At 61.1% G+C, this 25,056-nt stretch carries 19 protein-coding genes and 4 tRNA genes; 5 read left to right on the top strand and 18 right to left on the bottom strand.

All coding sequences use genetic code 11. The annotated features are described in order from the left end of the window. Positions 1-55: 55 nt before the first annotated feature. The 16 genes from rpoB to CD932_RS12415 form a co-directional block, all read right to left on the bottom strand. The gene (rpoB, locus tag CD932_RS12490) at positions 56-4,162 is read right to left on the bottom strand and encodes a DNA-directed RNA polymerase subunit beta (RefSeq protein WP_094442928.1); all 4,107 of its coding nucleotides are present in this window, start codon (positions 4,160-4,162) and stop codon (positions 56-58) included. A 251-nt stretch (positions 4,163-4,413) separates the two neighbouring features. Continuing rightward, positions 4,414-4,785: a 50S ribosomal protein L7/L12 gene (rplL, locus tag CD932_RS12485; protein WP_094442927.1), complete on the bottom strand. Its 372-nt coding sequence runs from the start codon at positions 4,783-4,785 to the stop codon at positions 4,414-4,416. Positions 4,786-4,852: 67 nt separating this feature from the next. Beyond that, positions 4,853-5,395, bottom strand: a complete 543-nt coding sequence (rplJ, locus tag CD932_RS12480; RefSeq protein ID WP_094443612.1) for a 50S ribosomal protein L10 — start codon at positions 5,393-5,395, stop codon at positions 4,853-4,855. A gap of 317 nt (positions 5,396-5,712) precedes the next feature. Next, positions 5,713-6,408, bottom strand: coding sequence for a 50S ribosomal protein L1 (gene rplA, locus CD932_RS12475; RefSeq protein ID WP_094442926.1), 696 nt, complete (start codon positions 6,406-6,408; stop codon positions 5,713-5,715). Further along, entirely contained in the window at positions 6,408-6,842 is a 435-nt protein-coding gene (gene rplK / locus CD932_RS12470) for a 50S ribosomal protein L11 (protein ID WP_094442925.1), read from the bottom strand. The genes rplA and rplK overlap by 1 nt, the downstream gene beginning before the upstream one ends. Before the next feature lie 116 nt (positions 6,843-6,958). Beyond that, the gene (gene nusG / locus CD932_RS12465) at positions 6,959-7,579 is read right to left on the bottom strand and encodes a transcription termination/antitermination protein NusG (RefSeq protein WP_094442924.1); all 621 of its coding nucleotides are present in this window, start codon (positions 7,577-7,579) and stop codon (positions 6,959-6,961) included. After that, positions 7,579-7,962: a preprotein translocase subunit SecE gene (gene secE / locus CD932_RS12460; protein ID WP_065310327.1), complete on the bottom strand. Its 384-nt coding sequence runs from the start codon at positions 7,960-7,962 to the stop codon at positions 7,579-7,581. The genes nusG and secE overlap by 1 nt, the downstream gene beginning before the upstream one ends. A 32-nt stretch (positions 7,963-7,994) precedes the next feature. Continuing rightward, a tRNA-Trp gene (locus tag CD932_RS12455) sits at positions 7,995-8,070 on the bottom strand. 65 nt (positions 8,071-8,135) lie between these two features. Further along, complete coding sequence (gene tuf, locus CD932_RS12450) at positions 8,136-9,326, bottom strand: elongation factor Tu (protein ID WP_094442923.1); 1,191 nt, start codon at positions 9,324-9,326, stop codon at positions 8,136-8,138. An 88-nt stretch (positions 9,327-9,414) separates the two neighbouring features. Continuing rightward, a tRNA-Thr gene (locus CD932_RS12445) sits at positions 9,415-9,489 on the bottom strand. Between the two features lie 41 nt (positions 9,490-9,530). After that, positions 9,531-9,604, bottom strand: a tRNA-Gly gene (locus tag CD932_RS12440). 53 nt (positions 9,605-9,657) lie between these two features. Next, positions 9,658-9,741: transfer RNA gene (locus CD932_RS12435), tRNA-Tyr, on the bottom strand. Between the two features lie 212 nt (positions 9,742-9,953). Beyond that, positions 9,954-11,609: a tetratricopeptide repeat-containing response regulator gene (locus tag CD932_RS12430; RefSeq protein ID WP_254926565.1), complete on the bottom strand. Its 1,656-nt coding sequence runs from the start codon at positions 11,607-11,609 to the stop codon at positions 9,954-9,956. Beyond that, positions 11,609-13,201 (bottom strand): DUF3369 domain-containing protein, encoded by a 1,593-nt coding sequence (locus tag CD932_RS12425; RefSeq protein ID WP_094442922.1) that lies wholly within the window; start codon positions 13,199-13,201, stop codon positions 11,609-11,611. Before CD932_RS12425 ends, CD932_RS12430 begins: the two co-directional genes overlap by 1 nt. Before the next feature lie 72 nt (positions 13,202-13,273). Then, a complete protein-coding gene (locus tag CD932_RS12420; RefSeq protein ID WP_094442921.1) occupies positions 13,274-14,338 on the bottom strand; it encodes a J domain-containing protein in 1,065 nt (354 codons plus the stop codon). A gap of 132 nt (positions 14,339-14,470) precedes the next feature. Continuing rightward, entirely contained in the window at positions 14,471-15,622 is a 1,152-nt protein-coding gene (locus CD932_RS12415; RefSeq protein WP_094442920.1) for a class I SAM-dependent methyltransferase, read from the bottom strand. Between the two features lie 59 nt (positions 15,623-15,681). On the opposite strand from CD932_RS12415, the gene CD932_RS12410 reads away from it, so the two are divergent. From CD932_RS12410 to ttcA, 3 genes are read left to right on the top strand one after another with little or no spacing between them, the layout of a single operon-like run. Further along, the gene (locus CD932_RS12410; protein WP_094442919.1) at positions 15,682-16,470 is read left to right on the top strand and encodes an SDR family oxidoreductase; all 789 of its coding nucleotides are present in this window, start codon (positions 15,682-15,684) and stop codon (positions 16,468-16,470) included. Positions 16,471-16,523: 53 nt separating this feature from the next. Further along, positions 16,524-16,922 (top strand): dihydroneopterin aldolase, encoded by a 399-nt coding sequence (locus CD932_RS12405; RefSeq protein ID WP_094442918.1) that lies wholly within the window; start codon positions 16,524-16,526, stop codon positions 16,920-16,922. 17 nt (positions 16,923-16,939) lie between these two features. Next, the gene (gene ttcA, locus CD932_RS12400) at positions 16,940-17,881 is read left to right on the top strand and encodes a tRNA 2-thiocytidine(32) synthetase TtcA (RefSeq protein WP_254926615.1); all 942 of its coding nucleotides are present in this window, start codon (positions 16,940-16,942) and stop codon (positions 17,879-17,881) included. A gap of 49 nt (positions 17,882-17,930) precedes the next feature. Here ttcA and CD932_RS12395 read toward each other — a convergent pair whose 3' ends face one another. Then, a complete protein-coding gene (locus CD932_RS12395; RefSeq protein WP_094443610.1) occupies positions 17,931-19,646 on the bottom strand; it encodes a methyl-accepting chemotaxis protein in 1,716 nt (571 codons plus the stop codon). 186 nt (positions 19,647-19,832) lie between these two features. Between CD932_RS12395 and CD932_RS12390 the strand changes: the two genes are divergently transcribed. After that, positions 19,833-21,158, top strand: coding sequence for an amidohydrolase (locus CD932_RS12390; protein ID WP_094442916.1), 1,326 nt, complete (start codon positions 19,833-19,835; stop codon positions 21,156-21,158). 103 nt (positions 21,159-21,261) lie between these two features. Next, a complete protein-coding gene (gene pepF / locus CD932_RS12385; protein WP_094442915.1) occupies positions 21,262-23,145 on the top strand; it encodes an oligoendopeptidase F in 1,884 nt (627 codons plus the stop codon). A gap of 13 nt (positions 23,146-23,158) precedes the next feature. Here pepF and kefC read toward each other — a convergent pair whose 3' ends face one another. Continuing rightward, a complete protein-coding gene (gene kefC / locus CD932_RS12380; RefSeq protein ID WP_094442914.1) occupies positions 23,159-24,973 on the bottom strand; it encodes a glutathione-regulated potassium-efflux system protein KefC in 1,815 nt (604 codons plus the stop codon). Positions 24,974-25,056: the final 83 nt, after the last annotated feature.

The following is a 25,056-nucleotide window of genomic DNA, read 5'->3' as shown; positions in this document are numbered from 1 at the left end:
ATGGTTACCCAGCCGGGCTTTGTACTACTCACACCAAATGACAGATGGCTGTCGTTCAGTTGCGTTCGAGGTCGATATCGATACCCAGCGAACGGATTTCCTTGACCAGCACGTTGAACGATTCCGGCATGCCGGCGTCGATCACGTGGTCGCCCTTGACGAGGTTCTCGTACACTTTGGTACGGCCATTCACGTCATCGGACTTGACGGTCAGCATCTCTTGCAAGACATACGACGCGCCGTACGCTTCCAGTGCCCACACTTCCATCTCACCGAAGCGCTGACCACCGAACTGGGCTTTACCACCCAGCGGCTGCTGCGTCACCAGCGAGTAAGGACCGGTCGAACGCGCATGCATCTTGTCATCGACCAGGTGATGCAGTTTCAGCATGTGCATCACGCCAACCGTGACCTTGCGCTCGAACGCTTCACCGGTGCGACCGTCATACATGGTCACCTGGTTTTTCGACGGGGTCATGCCGAGGTTCTTGGCAATCGCGTCAGGGTACGCCAGGTCCAGCATGCGGCGGATCTCTTCTTCGTTGGCGCCGTCAAACACCGGCGTGGCGAATGGCACACCTTTTTTCAGGTTTTCCGCCAGCTTCATGATCTCTTCGTCGTCGAAGTTATCCAGATCTTCCGCGCGGCCGTTTTCGTTGTAGATCACGGTCAGGTACTTGCGCATTTCTTCAGCTTGCGTGTGCGCCTTGAGCATTTCGCCGATGCGGATACCCAGACCCTTGGCAGCCCAGCCCAGGTGAGTCTCGAGAATCTGACCGACGTTCATGCGCGAAGGAACGCCCAGCGGGTTCAGCACCACGTCCGCTGGCGTGCCGTCAGCCATGTACGGCATGTCTTCCACAGGAACAATACGGGAAACCACACCCTTGTTACCGTGGCGACCCGCCATCTTGTCGCCCGACTGCAGGCGGCGTTTCACAGCCAGGTAAACCTTGACCATTTTCTGCACGCCTGGTTGCAGCTCGTCGCCTTGCGTCAGCTTCTTGCGCTTCTCTTCGAAGGCCAGGTCGAACTGGTGACGCTTCTCGTTGATCGATTCCTTGATCGCTTCGAGCGCTACCGCCGCATCGTCGTCCGCCGGGCGGATGTCGAACCAGTGGTATTTGTCCAGATCGTCCAGGTATTCCTTGGTGATCTTGGCGCCTTTGGCCAGCTTTTTAGGGCCGCCGTTGACAACTTTGCCGATCAGCATTTTTTCCAGACGCTGGAAGGCGTCGCCTTCCACGATACGCATCTGGTCGTTCAGATCCAGGCGGAAGCGTTTCAGTTCGTCATCGATAATCTGCTGGGCGCGTTTGTCGCGCACGATGCCTTCGCGGGTGAACACTTGCACGTCGATCACGGTACCGATCATGCCCGAAGGCACGCGCAGCGAGGTATCTTTCACGTCCGAAGCTTTTTCGCCGAAAATCGCGCGCAGCAGCTTCTCTTCCGGGGTCAGCTGGGTTTCGCCTTTTGGCGTCACTTTACCGACCAGGGTATCACCGGCTTGCACTTCGGCGCCGATGTAGACGATACCGGATTCATCCAGGCGAGCCAGCTGGTTTTCAGCCAGGTTCGAGATGTCGCGCGTGATTTCTTCGGCGCCCAGTTTCGTGTCGCGGGCCACCACCGACAACTCTTCGATGTGAATCGAGGTGTAGCGGTCGTCCTTGACGACGTTTTCCGAGATCAGGATCGAATCTTCGAAGTTCAGACCATTCCATGGCATGAAGGCCACGGTCATGTTCTGGCCCAGCGCCAATTCACCGAGGTCGGTCGATGCGCCGTCGGCGATCACGTCGCGCTTGGCGACACGGTCGCCCACTTGCACGATAGGACGCTGGTTGATGTTGGTGTTCTGGTTCGAACGGGTGTACTTGATCAGGTTGTAGATGTCGACGCCCACTTCACCAGCTTGCGCTTCGTCATCGTTGACGCGAATCACGACACGGCCCGCATCGATGTAATCGACGATACCGCCACGCAGCGCTTGCACGGTGGTGCCCGAGTCGACCGCGACAGTGCGTTCGATACCGGTACCGACCAGCGCTTTTTCAGGACGCAAGCAAGGCACGGCCTGGCGTTGCATGTTGGCGCCCATCAATGCACGGTTTGCATCATCGTGTTCGAGGAACGGAATCAGCGAGGCGGCGACGGAGACGATCTGGCCTGGCGCCACGTCCATATACTGGATGCGCTCTGGCGACACCAGGATCGTTTCGCCGGCTTCACGTGCCGAAACCAGTTCATCGGACAAGGTGCCTTCATCGCTGATGGTCGCATTCGCCTGGGCGATGATGTAGCGGCCTTCTTCGATGGCCGACAGGTAGTCGATCTGGTCGGTGATCTTGGAGCCTTCGACCTTGCGGTACGGGGTTTCCAGGAAGCCGTATTCATTCAGGCGGGCGTACAGAGCCAGCGAGTTGATCAGACCAATGTTCGGACCTTCCGGTGTCTCGATCGGGCAGACGCGGCCGTAGTGGGTCGGATGCACGTCGCGCACTTCAAAGCCGGCGCGTTCGCGTGTCAGACCGCCGGGTCCCAGGGCCGATACGCGGCGCTTGTGGGTAATTTCCGACAGAGGATTGGTTTGGTCCATAAACTGCGACAACTGGGACGAACCGAAGAACTCGCGAATCGCGGCCGAAATCGGCTTCGAGTTGATCAGGTCGTGCGGCATCAGGTTGTCCGCTTCGGCCTGGCCGAGGCGTTCCTTGACGGCGCGTTCAACACGCACCAGGCCGGCGCGGAATTGATTCTCGGCCAGTTCGCCCACGCAACGTACGCGACGGTTACCCAGGTGATCGATATCGTCGACTTCGCCGCGGCCATTGCGCAGTTCCACCAGGATCTTGATCACGGCCAGCACGTCGTCGTTCGACAGGGTCATGGCGCCGGTCAGTTCATCGCGGCCAATGCGGCGGTTGAACTTCATGCGGCCCACGGCCGACAGGTCGTAGCGGTCCGAGTTGTAGAACAGGCCGTTGAACAGCGCTTCGACGGAGTCTTCCGTTGGCGGCTCGCCTGGACGCATCATGCGGTAGATCGCCACTTTCGCCGCCATCTGGTCGGCGGTGTCGTCGATACGCAAGGTTTGCGAGATGTAGGCGCCCTGGTCCAGGTCGTTGGTGTACAAGGTCTGGATTTCGGAAATGCTGGCGTCGCGCAGGCGGCCCAGCAGGTCTTCGGTCAGCTCGTCGTTGGCCGATGCGACCACTTCGCCGGTGTCGCCATCGACGATATTCTTCGCCAATACGCGGCCCAGCAGGTAGTCTTCCGGTACGGAAATGTGCTTGATGCCGGCAGCTTCGATATCACGCACGTGTTTCGCGTTGATACGCTTGTCTTTCAGCACCAGGGTCTTGCCCGACTTGTCGACGATGTCGAAACGCGCCACTTCGCCGCGCAGACGCTCGGCGACGAATTCCATCTCCGCGCCTTCGGAGCGCAGGTTGAAATTGTCGAACACGAAGAAGTTCGCCAGGATCTGCTCGTGCGACATGCCGATGGCTTTGAGCAAAATCGTCACAGGCATCTTGCGGCGGCGGTCGACGCGGAAGAACAGGATGTCTTTCGGGTCGAACTCGAAGTCCAGCCACGAACCGCGGTAAGGAATGATACGCGCGGAGAACAGCAGTTTGCCCGACGAGTGGGTCTTGCCGCGGTCGTGTTCGAAGAACACGCCTGGCGAGCGGTGCAGCTGGGAAACGATAACCCGCTCGGTGCCGTTGATCACGAACGAACCGGTGGTTGTCATGAGCGGCAATTCGCCCATGTAGACTTCCTGCTCCTTCATCTCCTTGACGACCGGCTTGGTCGGCGATTCCTTGTCCAGGATCACCAGACGCACTTTCGCGCGCAGCGGCGACGCGAACGTCAGGCCACGCTGTTGACATTCTTTGACGTCAAAGGCAGGATCACCGAGAACGTACGACAAGAATTCGAGACGCGCAAAACCATTGTGCGACACGATGGGGAAAATCGAAGTGAAGGCCGACTGCAGGCCATCGTTCTTGCGGCCGGACGGTGCTACGTCCTCTTGCAAGAAACTATGATAAGACTCGAGCTGGGTCGCCAGCAGGAACGGAACGTGGTGAACGTTGGCGCGCTTCGCGAATGATTTGCGAATGCGTTTCTTCTCAGTAAATGAGTAGTGCATGGACACTCCGTGAGTGACAGAAAGGATAGAAAATTCAGGTTTTGCAAGTGCTCATTTGCAACATTCGCGGCTGCGTGTGACACAGACGAAACCTCAAGGCTCTGCTTTCCGGCTTGAATCGAATAAAAACTGCGGCTACGACGGTGTTACAAATACGATACAGACGACAAAGGAGCCAAAGTCGGATTCCCCCCCTTGCGAGAGGGAACCTCAGACTTTGACTCGGGCGCTAACTGCCGCCGGTACAGATATTACTTGATCGAAGCGGTTGCGCCGGCTTCTACCAGTTTCTTCTGTGCTGCTTCAGCGTCAGCTTTCGACACTGCTTCTTTCACAGTTTTTGGTGCGCCATCGACCAGGTCTTTAGCTTCTTTCAAGCCCAGGCCGGTGATTTCGCGAACTGCTTTAATGACGCCAACTTTGTTTGCGCCGAAGCTGTCCAGGATGACGTTGAATTCGGTTTGCTCTTCAGCAACTGCTGCTGGGCCAGCTGCAGGACCGGCCGAAGCCATTGCTGCTGCGGATACGCCGAATTTTTCTTCGAATGCTTTCACCAGGTCGTTCAGGTCCATTACGGACATGGCGCTAACTGCTTCCAGGATGTCGTCTTTGCTAATTGCCATTTTGAAACTCCTAAATTTATTACGTTAGTTACATCAGATTGGTACTGAGAGAAAAAAGCGCGCGCAATTAAGCGGCTGCTGGGGCTTCTTCTGCTGCTGCTTCTTCTGCAGGAGCTTCGGCGCCTTCGCCTTTTTTCGCTGCCAGGGCAGCCAGACCACGTGCAAAGCCCGAAACCGGAGCCAGCATAACGCCCAACAACTGCGAAATGAGGACTTCACGGCTAGGAATGCTCGCCAACGCGGTGACAGCAGCGGTATCGAGCTGCTTGCCTGCGTAGTTACCTGCTTTGATGACCAGTTTGTCGTTGGTTTTAGCGAAGTCAGCGATGACTTTAGCTGCTGCAACGGCATCGGCCGAGATCGAGTAGATCAACGGGCCGGTCATGGCATCTGCCAGGCTGGCGAATGCGGTACCTTCAACGGAGCGACGAGCCAGAGTGTTTTTCAACACACGCAGGTACACGCCTTGGGCACGCGCTTTAGCACGCAGTTGCGTCAAGTGACCAACCTGGATGCCACGATATTCGGCCACGACGATCGTTTGCGCATTTGCTACTTGTGCGGAAACTTCGGCGACGACGGCCTTTTTGTCATTCAGATTGAGACTCACGGTCAACCTCCTTAAATGATGTTCAGCGATCACAACCGAGTGGTTGAGCGCCTTGCATCGGTTCGAACACGGCGTCCGAAGTCAAGAAGTACTAAACTGAGCGGATGGATTCACGCAGCATGAGGACTACAAAACTTGTTCGGGTACACCATCTGCGTTGGGCACTGGCCGTTGCCGGCCAGCCTATTAACCTTCTGCATCTGCGATCACAGTCGGCCCAACGGTCTTTGATTGTCTGCCGGCATGGTGAAATACCACACCGACAGCCCAAAGATGTGCCCGCCGCGCCCGAAGGCGCGCGGGACTTGATTCTTTACTTAAGCTGCCAGGCTGGTCTGGTCAACACGGACGCCAGCGCCCATGGTCGACGACAGCGACACTTTGCGCAGGTACACGCCTTTGCTCGATGCTGGCTTGGCTTTGTTCAGCGCGTCGATCAGTGCGACCAGATTCGACTTCAGATCTGCGTCAGCAAACGATTTACGGCCGATGGTCGCGTGGATGATACCGGACTTGTCGGTACGGTACTGAACTTGACCGGCTTTCGCGTTTTTCACGGCGGTAGCGACGTCAGGAGTAACAGTGCCGACTTTCGGGTTAGGCATCAGGCCGCGTGGGCCCAGGATCTGACCCAGGGTACCAACGATACGCATGGTATCTGGCGAAGCGATGACGATGTCGAAAGGCATGTCGCCGGCTTTGATCTGCTCGGCCAGGTCTTCCATACCAACGATGTCGGCGCCAGCAGCTTTGGCCGCTTCCGCTTTTTCGCCCGACGCGAATACTGCCACGCGCACGGTCTTGCCGGTACCGGCTGGCAGCACGACGGAGCCGCGCACAACCTGGTCGGATTTCTTAGGATCAACGCCGAGTTGCACCGATACGTCGATCGATTCATTGAACTTGGCCGTTGCGCACTCTTTGATCAGAGCGACAGCGTTGTCGAACTCGTACGCTTTGGTACGGTCAACTTTGGCTTTGAAAGCCTTGATACGTTTGGATAACTTAGCCATTATACAACACCTTCCACCGTGATGCCGATCGAACGTGCGGAACCAGCGATGGTGCGTACGGCAGCATCCATGTCGGCAGCGGTCAGATCAGGGGTTTTCAATTTAGCGATTTCTTCAGCTTGTGCGCGGGTCAGCGTACCGACTTTGTCGGTATGTGGCTTCGGCGAACCTTTGGTGATCGCGGCAGCTTTTTTGATCAGGTAGGTTGCTGGCGGCGTCTTCATCACGAACGTGAAGGACTTGTCGGCAAATGCGGTGATCACGACTGGAATCGGCATGCCTGGCTCTTGACCCTGGGTCTGTGCATTGAAGGCTTTGCAGAATTCCATGATGTTCAGGCCACGTTGACCCAGAGCTGGACCGATTGGTGGGGATGGGTTTGCTTTACCAGCTGGCACTTGCAGCTTGATAAAACCAATGATTTTCTTTGCCATGATGGCTCCTATCTTGGATTGAGTAGTAGCGCCCCGCCGATCCTACCCTGGCGGGGCTCCTCTGACCGGATTTCGCTGAGACAACCGCGACGCTCCTGGTGGCGTTTGATACAGACTTAAACTTTTTCGACCTGGCCGAATTCAAGCTCGACCGGCGTAGCGCGACCAAAAATGGTCACCGATACGCGCACTTTGGATTTCTCGTAGTTGACTTCTTCGACATTGCCGTTGAAGTCGGTGAACGGACCATCCTTGATGCGGACCTGCTCGCCCACTTCGTACAAGGTCTTCGGACGGGGCTTCTCGACCCCTTCCTGCATCTGGCGCATGATGGCGTCGATCTCGCGCGCGGAAATCGGCGTCGGCTTGTTCGATTTGCCACCGATGAAACCGGTAACCTTGCTGGTGTTTTTCACCAGGTGCCAGCTCTCGTCCGTCATTTCCATTTCGACCAGCACATAGCCAGGATAGAAACGGCGTTCGGTGACGGACTTGACGCCGTTCTTGACTTCCACGACTTCTTCAATCGGCACCAGAATCTGGCCGAACTGGTCTTGCATGCCGGCGCGTTCGATGCGCTCGGTCAGTGCACGCATGACGCTTTTTTCCATGCCGGAATAAGCATGCACGACGTACCAGCGCTTGCTGCTGACCGGTACGCTCAGCGCTGCGCCAGATTCCGTTGCCGGAACGTCGCCAGCTGCGGGTGCCGCGTCATCTTGCACATTTTCGCTCATTATTTTTTCCAACCAAGAATTATGTCATACAGCAAAAACTCAAGCAATTTATCCGTGCCCCACAGGAAAATCGCCATGACCAGCACAAAGGCAAACACGATCGCGGTAATCTGCGTGGCTTCTTTGCGCGTGGGCCAAACAACCTTCTTGGTCTCGCGTACGGCTTCTTTGGCGAAATTAAGGAATTCACGGCCGGTCGTCGAGACATACAAGAGCGCAACAGCAATAACCAAACCAGCCACAAGCGCGCTTGCACGCACCAGAGCTGGTTGGCCTGCCAGGTAATAAAACCCGACTACTCCTGCAATCGCAGCCACTACTGCCAGCGCGACTTTTATCTTGTCACTCGACGTGCTAACGGTTTGCACGGATTGATTTGACATTTTTCTACTTTCGGTGCCCTGCACCTTGACGGTGGCAGGGACGGAGGGCATCGAACCCCCAACCTTCGGTTTTGGAGACCGACGCTCTGCCAATTGAGCTACGTCCCTACGTAAAACTTTTGTGGAGTGCTATTCTACCACCTGAGAGTCTCAGGTGGAAGTATAACATTTCCTTATGCGATGATTTTTGCAACCACACCGGCGCCAACGGTACGGCCGCCTTCGCGGATAGCGAAGCGCAGACCTTCTTCCATCGCGATCGGGTTGATCAGCTTGACGGTGATCGACACGTTATCGCCTGGCATGACCATTTCTTTGTCTGCTGGCAACTCGATCGAACCGGTCACGTCCGTCGTACGGAAGTAGAACTGTGGACGATAGTTGTTGAAGAATGGCGTGTGACGGCCGCCTTCATCTTTCGACAGGACATAGATCTCGCCGGTGAAGTGGTTGTGCGGCTTGATCGAGCCTGGTTTTGCCAGCACTTGACCACGTTGCACGTCTTCACGCTTGGTGCCGCGCAGCAGCAGACCAACGTTGTCGCCTGCCTGACCCTGGTCCAGCAGCTTGCGGAACATTTCCACGCCGGTGCAAGTCGTTTTGACGGTATCGGTGATGCCGACGATTTCGATCTCTTCGCCGACCTTGATGATGCCGCGTTCGATACGACCGGTTACCACGGTACCGCGACCCGAGATCGAGAACACGTCTTCCACTGGCATCAGGAACGCACCGTCAACTGCGCGCTCTGGCGTCGGGATGTACGAGTCCAGCGCATCGGCCAGACGCAGCACTGCGTCCACGCCCATTTCGCCTTCTTTGCCTTCCAGCGCCATACGGGCCGAACCTTTGATGATAGGCACGTCGTCGCCTGGGAATTCATATTTCGACAACAGCTCGCGCACTTCCATTTCAACCAGTTCCAGCAGCTCTGCGTCGTCGACCAGATCGCACTTGTTCAGGAACACGATGATGTATGGAACGCCAACTTGACGGGCCAGCAGGATGTGTTCGCGGGTCTGTGGCATCGGGCCGTCAGCTGCCGAGCAAACCAGGATCGCGCCGTCCATCTGTGCTGCACCGGTAATCATGTTCTTGATGTAATCGGCGTGGCCTGGGCAGTCAACGTGCGCGTAGTGACGCGCAGCCGTTTCGTACTCGACGTGAGCGGTGTTGATGGTAATGCCGCGTGCTTTTTCTTCTGGAGCCGCATCGATCTGGTCGTATGCTTTGGCTTCGCCGCCGAATTTCTTCGACAGAACCGTTGCGATTGCAGCGGTCAGCGTGGTTTTACCGTGGTCGACGTGGCCGATGGTGCCGACGTTGACGTGCGGCTTGGTCCGTTCGAATTTACCTTTTGCCATTTTGAACTCCTAATGATTTGATTAGATTGCTCAGGCACACGCCCGACGGTCTGGTTTGAATTGCTTCTGTGTTGCCTGCTGCGAATTCTGGTGCCCTTGACGTGGATCGAACACGTGGCCTCTCCCTTACCAAGGGAGTGCTCTACCACTGAGCTACAAGGGCTGTAATTTGTTGCATGCGATGCACAAGCATCTGAACGGAACTGGAGCGGGTGAAGGGAATCGAACCCTCGTCGTAAGCTTGGAAGGCTTCTGCTCTACCATTGAGCTACACCCGCGAGGTATCGTTCACTTATCTTCACTTGCTTTACCCAGTTTTTTTGCAAAAACTTGGTGGAGGGGGCTGGATTCGAACCAGCGTACTCGAAAGAACAGATTTACAGTCTGTCGCCTTTAACCACTCGGCCACCCCTCCGCGGGAACCGCAGAGTATGAAGCATCTATTCACAACTGTCAACCTTGTTTCGCATCGCTTGCTGCCGCTTTTGCGTATAAAGAAGAAGTTGGCTGCTTCGGGGCGTGATTATAAACTCCCAAATTAATAATGTGCAAGGGTTGGGGAAAAAATTTCGCATTTTTTTTGCACCCCCTGCCTGCCTGCCGCATTTCTGCGTACAACGCCGCGGTTTACCGGGCGTCCGGCGGCTGCAGCCAGGCCGCACCGCCGGGCTTGTACTTGCGCAGCAACTGCTGGTGCAGGCCCGACAGCACCGGCAATTTGGGGTTGCGCGGGTCGAGCCGGCGTACGCTGGCGATCAGGCCCAGCACGTGCTGGCCCAGGCGCTCGTCCCAGCCTTCATGCTCCAGGCATTTGAGGACGGCCACGGCCGCATTGAAGACCACTTGCGGATTATCGGGCAGGCGCGTGACGGCTTCGCTCATCAGTTTGACGGCGCCGCGGAAGTCGCCCTGCCCCGCCTTCGCCGCGCCGGCCGCCACCATGTCGGCCACTTCCTGGCGGCTTTGCCGCGCCAGCGCCTTGGCCAGTTCCTCGCGGCCCGATGCTTCAAATACCTCCATGGCGCGCGCCATGGCGGCGCTGTCGGGTGCGTTGCGCATCACTTCGCGCATGACCTCTGCCGCGCCATCCTCGCGTCCGTGGGCCAGGCAGTAGCGCGCCAGTTCCGTCTTGACGGCGTTCGAGGCGCCGCCGCTGTGGCGGTTGGCGGCCAGCGCCGCGTCGAGCGACTCCTGCAGGCGCACCTGGTTGCCGGTCTGGGCATGCAGCATGGCGCCGCACAGGGCGCTGCACAGCTCGGTGTTGGGCTGGCCGCCCATGGTGCGGTCCAGTTCGCGGATCACGGCGCCGGCCTGCAGCGGATCGTTCTTGCGTATCAGGGTTTGCACCAGACGCACATGATCCTCGGGATCGCGAAATTCCGAATACTTGGCCTTGCTGACCACAAGTTTCAGGGCCTTTTCCGCCATGTCGACGTCGTCCGCCGCCAGCGCCGCTTCCCCCAGGCGGCGCAAGCGGCGCACCGCATGCGGCGACAGGGCCACCGCCTCGGCCAGCGCGTTTTGCGCCTCCTGCGCACGGCCCTGGGCCAGATGCGTGCGCGCCAGCCAGTCATAGGCGTCGAGAAAACGCTTGTTGCTATCGATCAGTTCTTCCAGCACCGCCTGCGCAGCCGGGTAGTGGCCCTGCATGAACTGTGTCTTGGCCTGGCCCAGGCGCGCCCAGCCGATCGCCTTGGCGTCGTACAGCGCGGCATAGATCGGTTCGGCCTCGGCCGCCTCGCCCAGCAGCAGATGCAGTTCGGCGCGCAGGCGCAGGAAATCGGTGGCGTAGCGCGGATGCAGGCTGGCGCCTTCGCCACAGGCGGCGATCGCGGCGCGTTCATTGCCGACATCGATCAGCTGGTGGATGGGCATGAAGGCGGCGCGCTTGTCGACGGCGCGGGCGATACGCTCAAGCATGTTATCGGCCGTGAACGGCTTCAGAATATAGTCGGTCGGCAGCAACTCGACCACGCTGACCACCCTGGCAAAGCTGCCTTCGCCGGTGACCATGAAAAACATGGTCGAGGCGTGGATCAGGCGGTGGTGGCGCAGGTCTTCAAGCAGCTGCTGGCCGTCCTGGCCACCCTCAAGGTCGTATTCGCACAGGATCAGGTCATAGCTGCGGTTGGCCAGCATGCGGATGGCCTGGCTGGAACTGGCGGCATCGTCGATCTTGGCCAGGCCGCACAGATTGAGCATATTGTGCAGGCTCGAGCGCATGCCGCCGTGCGGCTCGATGATCAGGGCGGACAGCCCTTTGAAATCCTTGATCTCTTGCATCAGGCGGCATGCTCCGGATGCCACAGCTGCGGCTCACGATCGATCAGATCGAACAGCGTGGTCACCACTTCCGGATCGAACTGGCTGCCGCTGCGCTCTGCAATGTAGGCACGCACCTGCGGGTACGGCCACGCTTCCTTGTAGGGCCGCCGGTGCAGCAGCGCGTCGAACACGTCGACCACGGCGACGATGCGCGCGGCGAGCGGGATCGCACGCCCCTTCAGGCCGTTCGGATAGCCGGCGCCGTCGAAATGCTCGTGGTGGCCGCCGGCGATCTGCGCGCCATAGGTGAGGTAGCTGACGCCGTCGACCATATTGGCGGCGCGCTCGAGGATGGTGCGCCCGACGCTGGCGTGCAGGCGCATCTGCGCCCTTTCCTTGTCGTCATGCAAGCCCGGTTTGAGCAGCACCGCGTCGGGCGTGGCGACCTTGCCGACGTCGTGCAGGATGCTGGCCAGGCCTATCATGTCGAGCAATTGCGGCGTCAGTTCGTCCGCATAGACGCCGCGCTGCCACAGGCGCTGGGCGATGGCGTCGGCCAGTCGCTGCACCCGCCGCACATGGCCGCCGGTGTCGTTGTCGCGAAATTCGGCCAGGTCGGCCAGCGCCACCACGGTCGCTTCCTGGGCCTTGCGCAGCTGGCCGAACATGTACAGATTGTCGAAGGCGGCGGCGATACGCTCGCAAAACACTTCCAGCAAATCGCGCTGGATCGGCGCCAAAGGCCACGGCGGCGTGATCGAAATGGCCAGTTCGCGATTGCTGCTCGTATGGATGAACATGACATTGGCCGGATGCTCGAACTGGCTGCGTTTTTCCGCAAACGCCTTGTCGATGGCCGCCGCCAGGGTGTGGTCAAGCGGCATGGCGGCCGATTCGGCCAACGCCGCATAGGTGCCGGTGGCGGCCACCACTTCGGGCCGCCCGGCGCCGCCCTGCATCAGGCACAGCACGCCGTCGGCGCCGACGTCGAGGATGGCGCTGACCTGGTTCAGCACGCCGGAGGCGAATTCGCGCAGGGAGTGAATCTGGTACAGATTGGTGGCGCCGGCAAGGATCTTGCCCAGGCCGATGCGGCTGCGCTCGAGCATCATCAGGCTCTCGTACGCGCGCAGGGCTGAAATGACGGTGGTAAACAGCTTTTGCGTGGTCAGCTCGGTCTTGGCCTTGTAGTCGTTGATGTCGTACTCGACGATCACGCGCTGCTCGGGCGCCTGGCCCGGCTGACCCGTGCGCAGCACGACGCGCACGATATGGTTGTTCAGTTCGGCGCGGATGCGCTTGGCCAGGATCAGGCCTGCGTCATCGGTTTCCATCACCACGTCGAGCAGCACCAGCGCGATATCGGAGGTGTCGCGCAACAGATCGAACGCTTCGCGGCCACTGTAGGCGGAAAACAGTTCCAGCTCGCGGCCCTTGAAATTGACATTGCGCAGCGCCAGCCGCGTGACCGCATGCACGTCGACATCGTCGTCGACGATCAGCACGCGCCATAAACGCTGCTCGGGCGGCGCCGCTCCCGTCGGGGCGGCCACGGGCTCATCCTCGTCGAGCAGCCAGTTATCATCTGCATCGGCTGTGAGGTCGGTCATGGATACTCCTAAGGATTAAATACGCAAGATACAAGAAACGCTGCTGCTTGATGCCTGTCAAGGATAATCAGATTAGATGCTGCTTACAACAGGATTCTGCGTCTCTTCCTGCGCCTTTGGCTGGCTGGACGGCGGCGTGACCACGCCGCCGCTGCTTTTGCCGCCACACGCTTCGCCGCCCGGTTCCACCGCCTGGTAGCGCACTTCGTACTTGCCGGTCGCCAGTTGCTCGACAGTCAGCTTGTCATGCGCCAGCACGAACAGATAGCGCACATTGGCGCGCCGGTCCAGGTCGAACAGCTTGACGAACACCGGCGTGGCATTGGCGCTGTTGTCGAGCGTGATGGACAGGTCGTCACCCTTGTTGCTGATGGCAAAACCGCTGACATAACCGGACTGCTGCGGCCACGGCTCGCCATTCGGCGCCACCAGCGCCTGCGCCGCGCCATCGCAGGCGGGCAGGCCCGCTTTCAGGCTTAGTTGCGACACGGCCAGCACCTTGATTTCAGGAATTTTCGGCTGCGCCGGTTCGGGCGCATAGGGCTTGCCGACGGCCCAGCTGTCGATGGCCACGGCCTCGGCCCTGGCCTGCGCCTTGGCGTCCGGCTGGCGCTCTTCGCCAGTGCCGGGTTTCACGCCATCGCGCGCCAGGCCGCTCCAGGCCGACGCCAGCGCGGCCGGCACCTGGGGCGAACTGCCCTGCACCAGCACGGCGCCCAGCCAGCCCAGCAACAGGCAGGCGAACAGACTCAGCCACCAGAGCCAGTTGCGCCACATCGGCGCCGCGCCGCGCCTGGCCTTCGACGGCGGCACGTCCTGCGTCGAGCCATGTTCATGCTGCGCACCGTGCGCGCGGCCGTCCTTGCTGCGACCCTCTTCCTGGTGGGTGCTTTCCAGCCATTCGATTTCCCATTCCTCGGCAGCGATCCACTCGTCATGCTCCTTGCGGCGCAGCGGGTCGGACAGAGTGCCATAGGCGCTGTTGATGATGGCCATGATGCGGGCCGCCTTTTCGTCGCCGGGATTCTTGTCGGGATGGTATTTCTGGCTCAGGGCCTTGTACGCGGCACGTATGACCTCCTGCGGCGCCAAACGCGCCACTTTGAGGTTGTCATAGTGTGTATGTATCTTTCCCATCGTTCTATCTTGAAATCCGTGCGCGGCGACGGGTTCTTGCCGGCTGCAGCCAGGCGGTAACGGTCATGATATACGATATGACAAGACAATAACCATGAACGGCGGCGAAAATGCGCAAGCCGCCGCGCAGGCTCACAGCCGGTAACTGCGGTCGGCTGCCGACAGCGCATCGGGCAATGTCACGCCATGGCCCACCGCCAGCACCTTGAACAGTTCGCCCATCTCGGCCGGCGAAACCAGTTTTTGCAGCGCGATCGACTGCGGCAAAAAGGTTTTCGCCTGTTCCGGGTCGCTGCGCATCAGCAACTCGCCGATGCCGGCGCCAAGCAGGAACGACGCCTGGTTCATGTAGGCCAGCACGTCCAGGCCCGCATCCTGCGCCGCCAGCGCCATGGCCGTGAAGTCGACATGGGCCGTGATGTCCTGCAAGCCCGGCAAATAAAACGGGTCGGCATGCGCATGGTGGCGGTAGTGGCACATCAAGGTGCCGCTGGCACGCAGGCCCAGGTAATACTCGTGGGCCGGAAAACCATAATCGAACAGCACGGCCGCGCCACCGCGACCGGCCGTCAGCATGCGCGCCAGCGAGCGCATGAAGCCGCAGGCCACGCCGTGGATTTCCGTCACATAGCCGACCGGCAATTGCTCGGCCTCGGGCACCTGCGCGGCGATCTGCGCGGCAATATCCGCACCGGCCACCCGCTCGATATACACAAACCGGCCATCGGCAATGCCGACATCGAGTTCGCACCAGCCGGCCGGGGCCTTGCTGACCAGGCTGACGGGCATGGCGTCGAGCACTTCATTGCCGAACACGGCGCCTTCAAAACTGTCGGGAAAGCCGTCCAGCCATACCACCTGTGGAAACGCGGCCAGGGCCGCTTCCTGGCGTGCGCGCAATTCGCCCGACAATTCGACGATCGCATACTGTTCGATCTCGATGCCGGCGCTGGCCGCCTCGGTCAGGATATCGAAGGCCAGCTTGCCCGTGCCGGCGCCAAATTCCAGGATGCGGGGAGCCGTTTGCGCCATAATAGCGGCTGCCACATGGGCCAGGGTGGCGCCAAACAGCGGCGATATCTCGGGTGCAGTTGTAAAATCGCCATGTTCGCCCAGCTTGGCGGCGCCGCCGCTGTAATAGCCAAGGTCCGGCGCATACAGCGCCAATTCCATGAAGCGGGCAAAAGGAATGGCGCCGTCCTGCCGCGCGATCTCGGCGGCAATCAGGTGCTGCAAGGCATGGGACGCGGCCAGCGCGTCGCTATCGGGTTCAGGTAGGGACATTCCCGCATTGTAACGAATCGGCCCGCCCGCCGTCTCCATCACCACACGCATAAAAGTACATGAATCACACTTCGACAGATACAACAGACACTCCACCGCGGGTCGCTCTCGTCACGGGCGCGGCGCGGCGCATCGGCCGCGCCATCGCCCTGGGCCTGGCGCGCGACGGCTGGGATATCGCCGTGCACTACCGCGATTCGCGCGCAGAAGCCTTGAGCCTGGTCGAGGAACTCGCCGCGCTGGGCCGACGCGCCCAGGCCTTCCAGTGCGACCTGGCGCAGGAAGCGCAGGTGCGGCAATTGCTGCCGCAGGCGCAGCAACAACTGGGCCGCATTAGTTGCGTGGTCAACAACGCTTCGTTGTTTGAATACGACAATGCCGGCGATTTTTCCTTCACCGCGCTCGACGCCCACATGCACGCCAATCTGGCCGCGCCCGTGCTGCTGGCGCAAGCGCTGTACCAGGCCACCGCGCAAGGCGAACAAGCCGTGGTGATCAACTTGCTGGACCAAAAACTGTACAATCTCAATCCTGATTTTTTGTCGTACACCTTGTCCAAGGCCGCGCTGCTGTCGGCGACCACCATGCTGGCCCAGGCGCTGGCGCCGAAAGTACGCGTGGTCGGCATCGCTCCCGGCATCACCATGGTGTCGGGCGAGCAAAGCGAAGCGAACTTCGTCAAGGCGCACGAAAACACCCCATTGGGGCGTTCGAGCACGCCGCAGGACGTGGCCGACTGCGTGTGCTATGTGGCCGGCGCGCGCGCGCTGACCGGCACCACCTTGCTGGTCGATGGCGGCCAGCACCTGATCGGTTTGCCGCGCGATGTCATGTTCCTGACCAAGTAAACAGCCGATCCACCGAATAGCCCATCCTGCAAGTATCACTAAAAGGTAAAACCATGTCATCCGCCCTGTACCACCCTCGCCTGGCCGACTGCCGGCGCCTGTTCCTGCGCAATTACGAAGTGCTGATCAATATCGGCGTCTACGACTTCGAGAAAAAGGGCGAGCAGCGCGTCCTGATCAATGTCGACCTGTATATTCCGCTGTCCCAGTCGACGCCGAAAGACGATCAACTCGACGAAGTGGTCGACTACGACTTCATGCGCGACACCATCGGCAAACGCATGGCGCAAGGCCATGTGCAGCTGCAGGAAACCCTGGTCGACGACGTGCTGGCGGCCATGCTGGCGCACCCGCGCGTGCGCGCCGCGCGCGTGTCGTCGATGAAGCCCGACGTCTATCCGGACTGCGAAGGCGTGGGCGTGGAAGTGTTCCAGATCAAGGATGCGGCATGAACGAGGCGACGATGGAAATGACGACGACGGCGGTGGAAATCCCGGCCAATATCGAGGCGCAGAAACTGGCGCGCAAGAAGGCGGAAAAGATCGCGCTGGAAAACAACAAGCTGCACAAGCGCCTGTGCCGCCTGGTCGGCCAGGCGATCGGCGACTTCAACATGATCGAAGAAGGCGACAAGGTGATGGTGTGCCTGTCGGGCGGCAAGGACAGCTACGCCCTGCTCGACATTTTGATGACCTTGCGCGAACGCGCGCCGATCCACTTCGATATCGTGGTGGTCAACCTCGACCAGAAGCAGCCGAACTTCCCGCCCGAGATCCTGCCGGCCTATCTGACGGAACTGGGCGTGGCCTTCCATATTGAAAACCAGGATACCTACAGCATCGTCAAGCGTTTGATACCGGAAGGCAAGACCACCTGCTCGCTGTGCTCGCGCCTGCGCCGCGGCATCCTGTACCGCGTGGCCGACGAGCTGGGTGCGACGAAAATTGCGCTGGGCCACCACCGCGACGATATCCTGGAAACTTTTTTCCTCAATATGTTCTTTGGCGGAAAATTGAAAGGCATGCCGGCCAAGCTGGTGTCCGACGACGGCAAGCACATGGTGATCCGTCCGATGGCCTATGTGAAGGAAGAAGACACCGAGCGCTACGCCGAAGTCAAAGGTTTCCCCATCATTCCTTGCGACCTGTGCGGCTCGCAGGAAAACCTGCAGCGCAAGCAGATCAAGGCCATGATGCGCGAGTGGGACAAGAAATTCCCGGGCCGCGTGGAAAGCATCTTCTCGGCCATGTCCAACGTGGCGCCGTCGCACCTGATGGACGGCAAGCTGTTCGGCTTCACCGACCTGAAAGCGGATGGCCTGGCCAACCCGATGGGCGATATCGCGTTCGACGAAGAGCCGTGTTCGACGCCGGCCACCTTTGGCGCGACGATTCCGCTGCAGGCGGTGTAATGCCTGGCGGCGCCATCGCGATGATGGTGCCGCCATGGCGACTCGCTGATTAAAACTCTTCCCAGTCATCATTGGCCAGCGCTTTGGCCGCTGGCTTTGCCGGCGCGGCCTTGCTGCGCGGTGCCACGCGCGCTACCGCCGCAGCCGCTGGGCGCACGGCTGCCGGAACCGGGACCGGGGCCGGGACCGGCTTGGGACGGCGCAGCAAGCCCGCCTGTTCGCGCAGCTTGAATACGCTCACCACCTGCGCCAGGCCATGGGCCTGGTCCTGCAGCGAACCGGCCGCCGCCGCCGCTTCTTCCACCAGCGCCGCATTTTGCTGGGTCACATGATCCATTTGCGCGATCGCCTGGTTGACCTGCTCGATGCCATGCGTCTGCTCGGTGCTGGCGCTGGAGATCTCGCCGATGATGTCGGTCACCCGCTTGACGCTGGACACCACTTCGTCCATCGTCGCGCCGGCCTGGTCGACCAGTTTCGCGCCCGCGCCGACCTTGCTGACCGAATCGTCGATCAGGCCCTTGATTTCCTTGGCCGCCTGGCTTGACCTCTGTGCCAGGTTGCGCACTTCAGAAGCCACCACCGCAAAGCCGCGGCCCTGCTCGCCCGCGCGCGCCGCTTCCACGGCCGCGTTCAGCGCCAGGATATTGGTTTGAAACGCGATGCCGTCGATCACGCTGATGATGTCGACGATCTTGCGCGACGATTCATTGATCGAGCCCATGGTGGCCACCACTTCGGCCACCACCGCGCCGCCACGGCTGGCGATGCCGGCCGCCGCGATGGCCAGCTGGTTGGCCTGGCGCGCATTGTCGGCGTTCTGCTTGACGGTGCCGGTCAGCTCTTCCATCGACGACGCCGTTTCTTCGAGCGAGCCGGCCTGCTGCTCGGTGCGCGACGACAGATCCAGGTTGCCGGCCGCGATTTCGCTCGAGGCGGTGGCGATGCTGTCGGTGCCGCTCCTCACCTGGCTGACGATGTCGACCAGGTTGTTGTTCATATTGCCCAAGGCCGTCAGCAGCGCGCCCATTTCATCTTTCGCGGTGGTGGCGACGCTGTGCGTGAGGTCGCCGGCGGCCACGGTTTCGGCCAGCGCCAGCGCCTGGCGCAGCGGACGCGTGATGCCGGTGGTCAGCAACCACGAGCACAAGGCGCCAAACGCCAGCGCGAACAGGGTCAGCATGGTGATGACATTGGTATCGTGCACGGCCGCCGCGTCGATCTGTTTGGCGGTGGTGTCGATGCTGGTGCGCTGCATGGTCACCAGTTCCTGCAGCAGGTCCTGGTAAACCTTGGCCGCCGGCGTAAACGAGCCGTCGAGGATTTTTGCCGCGCCCTCGACGTCGCCATCGGCCTTGGCCTTGACGGCGCCGTCGCGCGAAGCGCTGTACAGCTTGCGCTGTTCGAGAATTTTCGCGAACAGGGCTTTTTCCGGCTCGCCCGAAATCAAGGGTTCGATCTGTTTCAGCAGCTCGGCGGCGCGCTTGACCGAAGCGGCCGAGTCTTCCTTGAAATACGGTCCCAGCGCCGGGTCGCTGCTCTTGACGATGGCGGCCGTGCGGCGGATCGAAGCGAAGTTCAGGCCATACCAGTCGGTTATCAGGCGTTCCTTGGTCAACGGTTCGGCCATCATGGTGCGCGTCGCGGTGGCCACTTCATTCAGACGCCATACGCCGACGGTGGCGATCACCACCGTCATGGCCAGGATCAGGACAAAGCCGATGCCCAGGCGCTTGCCGATCTTGATATTTGCGATAAAACTCATCATGTCTTTTCTCTAAAATAGTGCTTTAAGGATATTTTTAATTCCGTATGGAATTTTTTATATTGCAGATTATACATTACTAAAATATTTCCAGCCAATTTATTGATTTTGAGAAATATTTCTGCTAAGTTAAAAAACCGCTCTGCAACAACGGACGCGCCGCGTCCGCACTTCAAAAAGAAACCTATGAAATTTCCCGCAGCACCGATCACGAAAATCGCCCTGGCCACCGCCATGCTGGCCGCTGGCGCCGCCCATGGCGCGGCCCTGCCGCCGGCCATCGCCGCTCAGCTCAACGCCAACTACCCTGCCATCGAAGCGCTGTACCTGGACCTGCACCGCCATCCGGAACTGGCGTTCCAGGAAGTGGAAACGGCGAAAAAGCTGGCCGAGAAAGTCAAAGCCCTGGGTTTTGAAGTGACCACCGGCGTCGGTGGCACCGGAGTGGTGGCGATTTTGCGCAACGGCCCCGGCCCGGTCGTCATGCTGCGCACCGAGATCGACGCCCTGCCGGTGCTGGAAAAAACCGGCCTGCCGTTTGCCAGCAGCGTCGTCACCAAAAACACCGCCGGCGACACCGTGCCGGTGATGCACGCCTGCGGCCACGACGTGCATATGTCGGCCTGGTATGGCTCGGCCAAGCTGATGGCGGACAACCGCCAGAACTGGAGCGGCACCCTGATGCTGGTCGGCCAGCCGGCCGAAGAGCCGCTGCTGGGCGCGGCCGCCATGCTGAAGGACGGCTTGTTTACGCGCTTCCCGAAACCCGACTACGCCCTGTCCTTCCATGATGAAGCGACACTGCCATCGGGCACCGTGGGTTACCACGCCGGTTACTTCCGCGCCGCCGCCGACACCATTTCCATCACGGTGTACGGCCAGGGTGGTCACGGCGCCGCGCCGCACGACACGCGCGACCCGGTCGTGATGGCCGCGCGCATCGTGCTGGCGCTGCAAACGCTGGTGTCGCGCGAAAACAATCCGATGGACCCGGTGGTGATCACCGTGGGCAGCATCCATGGCGGCACGCAGGCGAACATCGTGCCCGATCAGGTCACCATGCAGCTGACCGTGCGCACCTTCAAGGACGCCGTGCGCAAGCGCGTGCTGGCCAGCATCGCGCGTGAAGTCAAGGGCGAGGCGTTTGCCGCCGGCGCACCAAAAGAGCCGCTGGTGGAAGTGCGCCCCGGTACCGACGCCGTGTATAACGACCCCGAACTGACCATGCGCATGGTCGCTACCCTGCAAAAGTCCATGGGCGCGGCGCAGGTGGTGGAAATGCCGGCCAAGATGACGTCGGAAGATTTTGCCAACTATGGCCAGGCCGGCGCCAAGGCCGTGCTGCTGCATATCGGCGCGGTGGAGCCAGGCAAGCTGGCCGCAGCCAAGGCCAGCGGCAAGCCATTGGCCGGCCCGCACTCGCCGCAATGGGCGCCCGAGTACCAGCCGACCATCAAGGCGGCGATCACGGCGGAAACATCGATTCTGCTCGACCTGCTCGGTAAAAAATAAGCCGTTCCGGCGCCGGGGCACTGTGCTGTGCCGGCGCGCCATCTTGCTGTAAAGTGGGCGCGCTGCTTGCCGCCCTCTTGAACCCGGATATGGAATGGATAGTATGACGACCTTCAAACGCCCCGCCCTGACCCTGCTGGCCCTCGGTCTCGCCCTCGCCACCGCTTTTTCCTCCGCCCCCGCCCTCGCGCAGGCCGACCAGGTCGCCGACCGCTGGGACCTGAGCGCGCTGTACCGGGACGACGCCGCTTTCGACGCCGACGCCAGGCAGCTCGACGCGCAACTCAAGCAGCTGGCCTCTTGCCGCGGCCAGCTGGGCGCCTCTGCCGCGCGCCTGAAAAGCTGCCTGGACCTGTATGCCGAAGCGCGCAAGCGCGTCAATCGCCTGACCACCTACGCCTCGCAGTACTACGACCAGGATACGGGCGACGGCAAGGGCAATCAGCTGAACCAGCGCGCCGCCCTGCTGGGCAACGGCTTTGCACAGGCCACCACCTTTATCCAGCCCGAGATCCTGGCGCTGGGCGGCAAGCGCATCGACGCGCTGCTGGCAAAAGACAGGGGCTTGCGGCTGTACCGTTTTCAGTTGAGCGGCATGCTGCGCAATGCGCCGCACACGCTCGACGGCGCCGGCGAGCAGTTGCTGGCGCAGTTCGGCCTGGCGACCGGTTCGGCCGCCAGCGTCTACCGCACCCTGGCCAACTCGGAAGTGCCGTGGCCCACCGTCAAGCTGTCAAATGGCAAGGAAGTGCGCCTCGACCAGGCGGCCTATACCAGGTATCGCGGCGACGACAACCGCGCCGACCGCAAGCTGGTGTTCGACGCCTTTTTCGGCAAGTGGAAAGACTACGAACGCACGTTTGGCGAAACCCTGTACGGCCAGTTGAAGACCGACGCCGCCTATGCGGCAGTGCGCCACTATGCCGACTCGCAAAGCGCCGCGCTCGACGCGGACAATCTGCCGCCGGCCGTCTACCAGACCCTGATCGCCCAGACCAACGCCAACCTGCCGACCCTGCACCGCTACTTCAAGCTGCGCGCGCGCATGCTGGGCGTGAAGGACCTGGCCTATTACGATATCTATGCGCCGCTGCTGAAAAGCGAGCGCAGCTTCCCGCTGGCCGAAGGCAAGCGCATGATGCTCGACTCCGTCGCGCCCCTGGGGCCGGACTACGTGAGCGCCCTGACGGCAGCGGCCAATGCACGCTGGATGGATGTGTATCCGCGCCCGCGCAAGGCGGCCGGCGCCTACATGAATGGCGAAGCGTATGACGTGCACCCGTTCGTGCTGCTCAATTACACCGACAACTACGAAGCCGTCAGCACCCTGACCCACGAATGGGGCCACGCCATGCACTCGGTACTGGCCAACAAGGCGCAGCCGTCAGTCTACGCACCGTACAGCATCTTTGTGGCGGAAATCGCCTCGACCACCAACGAGGCGCTGCTGCTCGAGCACCAGTTGAGCGTGGCGAAGGACGACGACGAGCGATTGCTGTACCTGGGCGCGGCACTGGAAGGCTTGCGCGGCACCTTCTTCCGGCAGGCCATGTTCGCCGAATTCGAGGCCGCCATCCACGGCAAGGTCGACCGGGGCGAGTCGCTGACGGGCGAACAGATGACGGCCATCTATGCCGACATCCTCAGGCGCTACCACGGGCAAGCGCAGGGCGTGATGAAGATCGACCCGGCCTACGCGCTGGAATGGGCCTATGTGCCGCACTTCTACCACGGCTTCTATGTGTTCCAGTACGCCACCTCGATCGCGGCGGCGCAGGACTTTGCGCAGCGCATCCTGGCGAAAGAGCCGGGCGCGCTGCAAGCCTACCTGAAGATGCTCGCCTCCGGTGGCTCGGCCTATCCGTATGAGCTGGTGAAAGCGGCCGGGGTCGACCTGGCTACGCCGAAACCGTACCAGGCGCTGGTGGCGCGCATGAACGGCATCATGGACCGCATCGAGGCGATCGAAAGCCGTCGGGGGAAATAAGCCCCGGCAGCGGTCATTGGCGACGACCGTTTTCTCCCTCCGCAGCCGCGAATGCGGCCGCATCGCTCTCGAACATGTCTTCCAGTTCCTCGCGCGCCTTGCGCGTGAGGGACATGACTTTTTGCTGGTCCTGGAAGTGCGGCGCCACGTCGAGCAGGGTTTTCAGGTTATGCGTGCGGAAGATGGCGGCGGCGCGCTCGGCGCGTTGCGCAGTGAAGCCGGCCTGGCGCAAGGTCTGCTCGCCCAGCAGCAGCGCGGCGGCAAAGGTCTCGCGCTCGATCAGGGTCACGCCCCGGTTCATCAGTTCATAGTAATGCGTGACATTGCGCGCGCGCGCCAGGATGGTCAGGTGCGGCAGGCGCAGGCGCACGGCGTCGACCAGCGCCAGGCTGTCGTCGACGTCATCGATGGCGATCACCAGCGCCTTGGCCTTTTCAATGCCGGCCGCCACCAGCAGGTCGACCCGCGTGGCGTCGCCATAAAACACCTTGAAGCCGAACTTGCGCAGCAGGTCGATCTGGTCCGGGTCGTGGTCGAGCACCGTCACGCCGATCTTGTTGGCGGCCAGCAGGCGGCCGATGATCTGCCCGAAGCGGCCGAAGCCGGCGATCATGATGGGGTTGTCCTGCGCTTGCATGGTGTCGTCGGGACGGCGTTTTTTATCGCTGCGCAGGCGCGGCGCCACCAGCTTGTCGTGCAACAGCAGCAGCAAGGGCGTGGCCACCATCGACACGGTGACCACCACCACCAGCACGGCGCTGGTGTCGGGCGTGAAGACATGGGCGGCCAGCGCGGCGGCGAACACCACGAAGGCAAATTCGCCGCCCTGCGACAGCAGCAGCGCAAAGAACAGCTGCTGGCCGCGCGGAATATCGAACAGCCTGGACAGGCCGTACAGCAACGCGATCTTGATACCCAGCAGGCCCGCCACCAGCGCCAGGATCAGCAGCGGCTGGGCGCGCAGCACGCCAAAGTCGACCGACATGCCCACCGCGATAAAGAACAGGCCCAGCAGCAGCCCCTTGAACGGTTCCAGGTCGCTGATCAGTTCATGGCGGTATTCGGAGTCGGCCAGCAGCACGCCGGCGACAAAGGTGCCCAGCGCCATCGACAGGCCCACCGACTCCATCAGCACGCAGATGGCGATCACCAGCAGCAGCGCAAAGGCGGTGAAAATTTCGCGCAATTCGGTCTTGGCGATAAAGCGCAGAATCGGGTTGACGAGGAAACGCCCGGCCACCACCAGCGCGCCCAGCACGGCCACCAGTTTCAATACCCGCAGCCAGCCCGGCGCATCGCTGTGCGTGGCCAGGCCGCCCAGCAGCGGCACCAGCGCGATCATCGGGATGGCGGCGATATCCTGGAACAGCAAAATGGAAAAGCCGGCCGAGCCGGCCGGCGTCGACATCAGCTTGCGCTCGCCCAGGGTGGCCAGCACGATGGCGGTTGACGACAGCGACAAGCCCAGCGCACCCACCAGCGCCGCGCGCCAGTCGACGCCAAAGGCCATGGCGCCGGCGCACAGGCCGGCGCTCACTACCAGCACCTGCGCGCCGCCCCAGCCGAAGATGGGCCGGCGCAGCAGCCACAGCCGCTTAGGTTCCAGTTCCAGGCCGATCAGGAACATCAGCAGCACCACGCCGAACTCGGAAAAGCCGAGGATCACTTCGACGTTGTTGATCAGGCCAAAGCCCCACGGCCCGATGACGACGCCGGCCACCAGGTAGCCCAGCACGGCGCCCATGCCCAGGCGCTTGGCCAGCGGCACCATGACGATGGCGGCGACCAGGTAAAACAGGATGTTGAGTAAAAAGCTGTGGTGTTCCATGGGAGTAAGGAAAGCGTGATGAGAATCGCAATCATGCCTGATTTGGTCCGGGCATGTTCAAGTCCTGTCCGGCACTGCGGCAG

Source organism: Janthinobacterium sp. PC23-8, from assembly GCF_002250505.1.
In the GTDB taxonomy this organism is placed as follows: Bacteria; Pseudomonadota; Gammaproteobacteria; order Burkholderiales; family Burkholderiaceae_D; genus Janthinobacterium.
Note: the sequence above shows the minus strand (reverse complement) of the source record. Positions and strands in the feature narration are given on the sequence as shown.

What these genes read in the sequence shown, in the direction of transcription:
- CD932_RS12430 (WP_254926565.1), bottom strand. Translation starts at nt 11,609, where the DNA reads ATGCAAGAGATCAAGGATTTCAAAGGGCTGTCCGCCCTGATCATCGAG.
- pepF (WP_094442915.1), top strand. Translation starts at nt 21,262, where the DNA reads ATGACGACCTTCAAACGCCCCGCCCTGACCCTGCTGGCCCTCGGTCTC.
- rplL (WP_094442927.1), bottom strand. Translation starts at nt 4,785, where the DNA reads ATGGCAATTAGCAAAGACGACATCCTGGAAGCAGTTAGCGCCATGTCC.
- CD932_RS12415 (WP_094442920.1), bottom strand. Translation starts at nt 15,622, where the DNA reads ATGTCCCTACCTGAACCCGATAGCGACGCGCTGGCCGCGTCCCATGCC.
- rpoB (WP_094442928.1), bottom strand. Translation starts at nt 4,162, where the DNA reads ATGCACTACTCATTTACTGAGAAGAAACGCATTCGCAAATCATTCGCG.
- CD932_RS12395 (WP_094443610.1), bottom strand. Translation starts at nt 19,646, where the DNA reads ATGAGTTTTATCGCAAATATCAAGATCGGCAAGCGCCTGGGCATCGGC.
- CD932_RS12390 (WP_094442916.1), top strand. Translation starts at nt 19,833, where the DNA reads ATGAAATTTCCCGCAGCACCGATCACGAAAATCGCCCTGGCCACCGCC.
- kefC (WP_094442914.1), bottom strand. Translation starts at nt 24,973, where the DNA reads ATGGAACACCACAGCTTTTTACTCAACATCCTGTTTTACCTGGTCGCC.
- CD932_RS12425 (WP_094442922.1), bottom strand. Translation starts at nt 13,201, where the DNA reads ATGACCGACCTCACAGCCGATGCAGATGATAACTGGCTGCTCGACGAG.
- CD932_RS12405 (WP_094442918.1), top strand. Translation starts at nt 16,524, where the DNA reads ATGTCATCCGCCCTGTACCACCCTCGCCTGGCCGACTGCCGGCGCCTG.
- tuf (WP_094442923.1), bottom strand. Translation starts at nt 9,326, where the DNA reads ATGGCAAAAGGTAAATTCGAACGGACCAAGCCGCACGTCAACGTCGGC.
- rplK (WP_094442925.1), bottom strand. Translation starts at nt 6,842, where the DNA reads ATGGCAAAGAAAATCATTGGTTTTATCAAGCTGCAAGTGCCAGCTGGT.
- CD932_RS12420 (WP_094442921.1), bottom strand. Translation starts at nt 14,338, where the DNA reads ATGGGAAAGATACATACACACTATGACAACCTCAAAGTGGCGCGTTTG.
- CD932_RS12410 (WP_094442919.1), top strand. Translation starts at nt 15,682, where the DNA reads ATGAATCACACTTCGACAGATACAACAGACACTCCACCGCGGGTCGCT.
- rplA (WP_094442926.1), bottom strand. Translation starts at nt 6,408, where the DNA reads ATGGCTAAGTTATCCAAACGTATCAAGGCTTTCAAAGCCAAAGTTGAC.
- ttcA (WP_254926615.1), top strand. Translation starts at nt 16,940, where the DNA reads ATGACGACGACGGCGGTGGAAATCCCGGCCAATATCGAGGCGCAGAAA.
- nusG (WP_094442924.1), bottom strand. Translation starts at nt 7,579, where the DNA reads ATGAGCGAAAATGTGCAAGATGACGCGGCACCCGCAGCTGGCGACGTT.
- secE (WP_065310327.1), bottom strand. Translation starts at nt 7,962, where the DNA reads ATGTCAAATCAATCCGTGCAAACCGTTAGCACGTCGAGTGACAAGATA.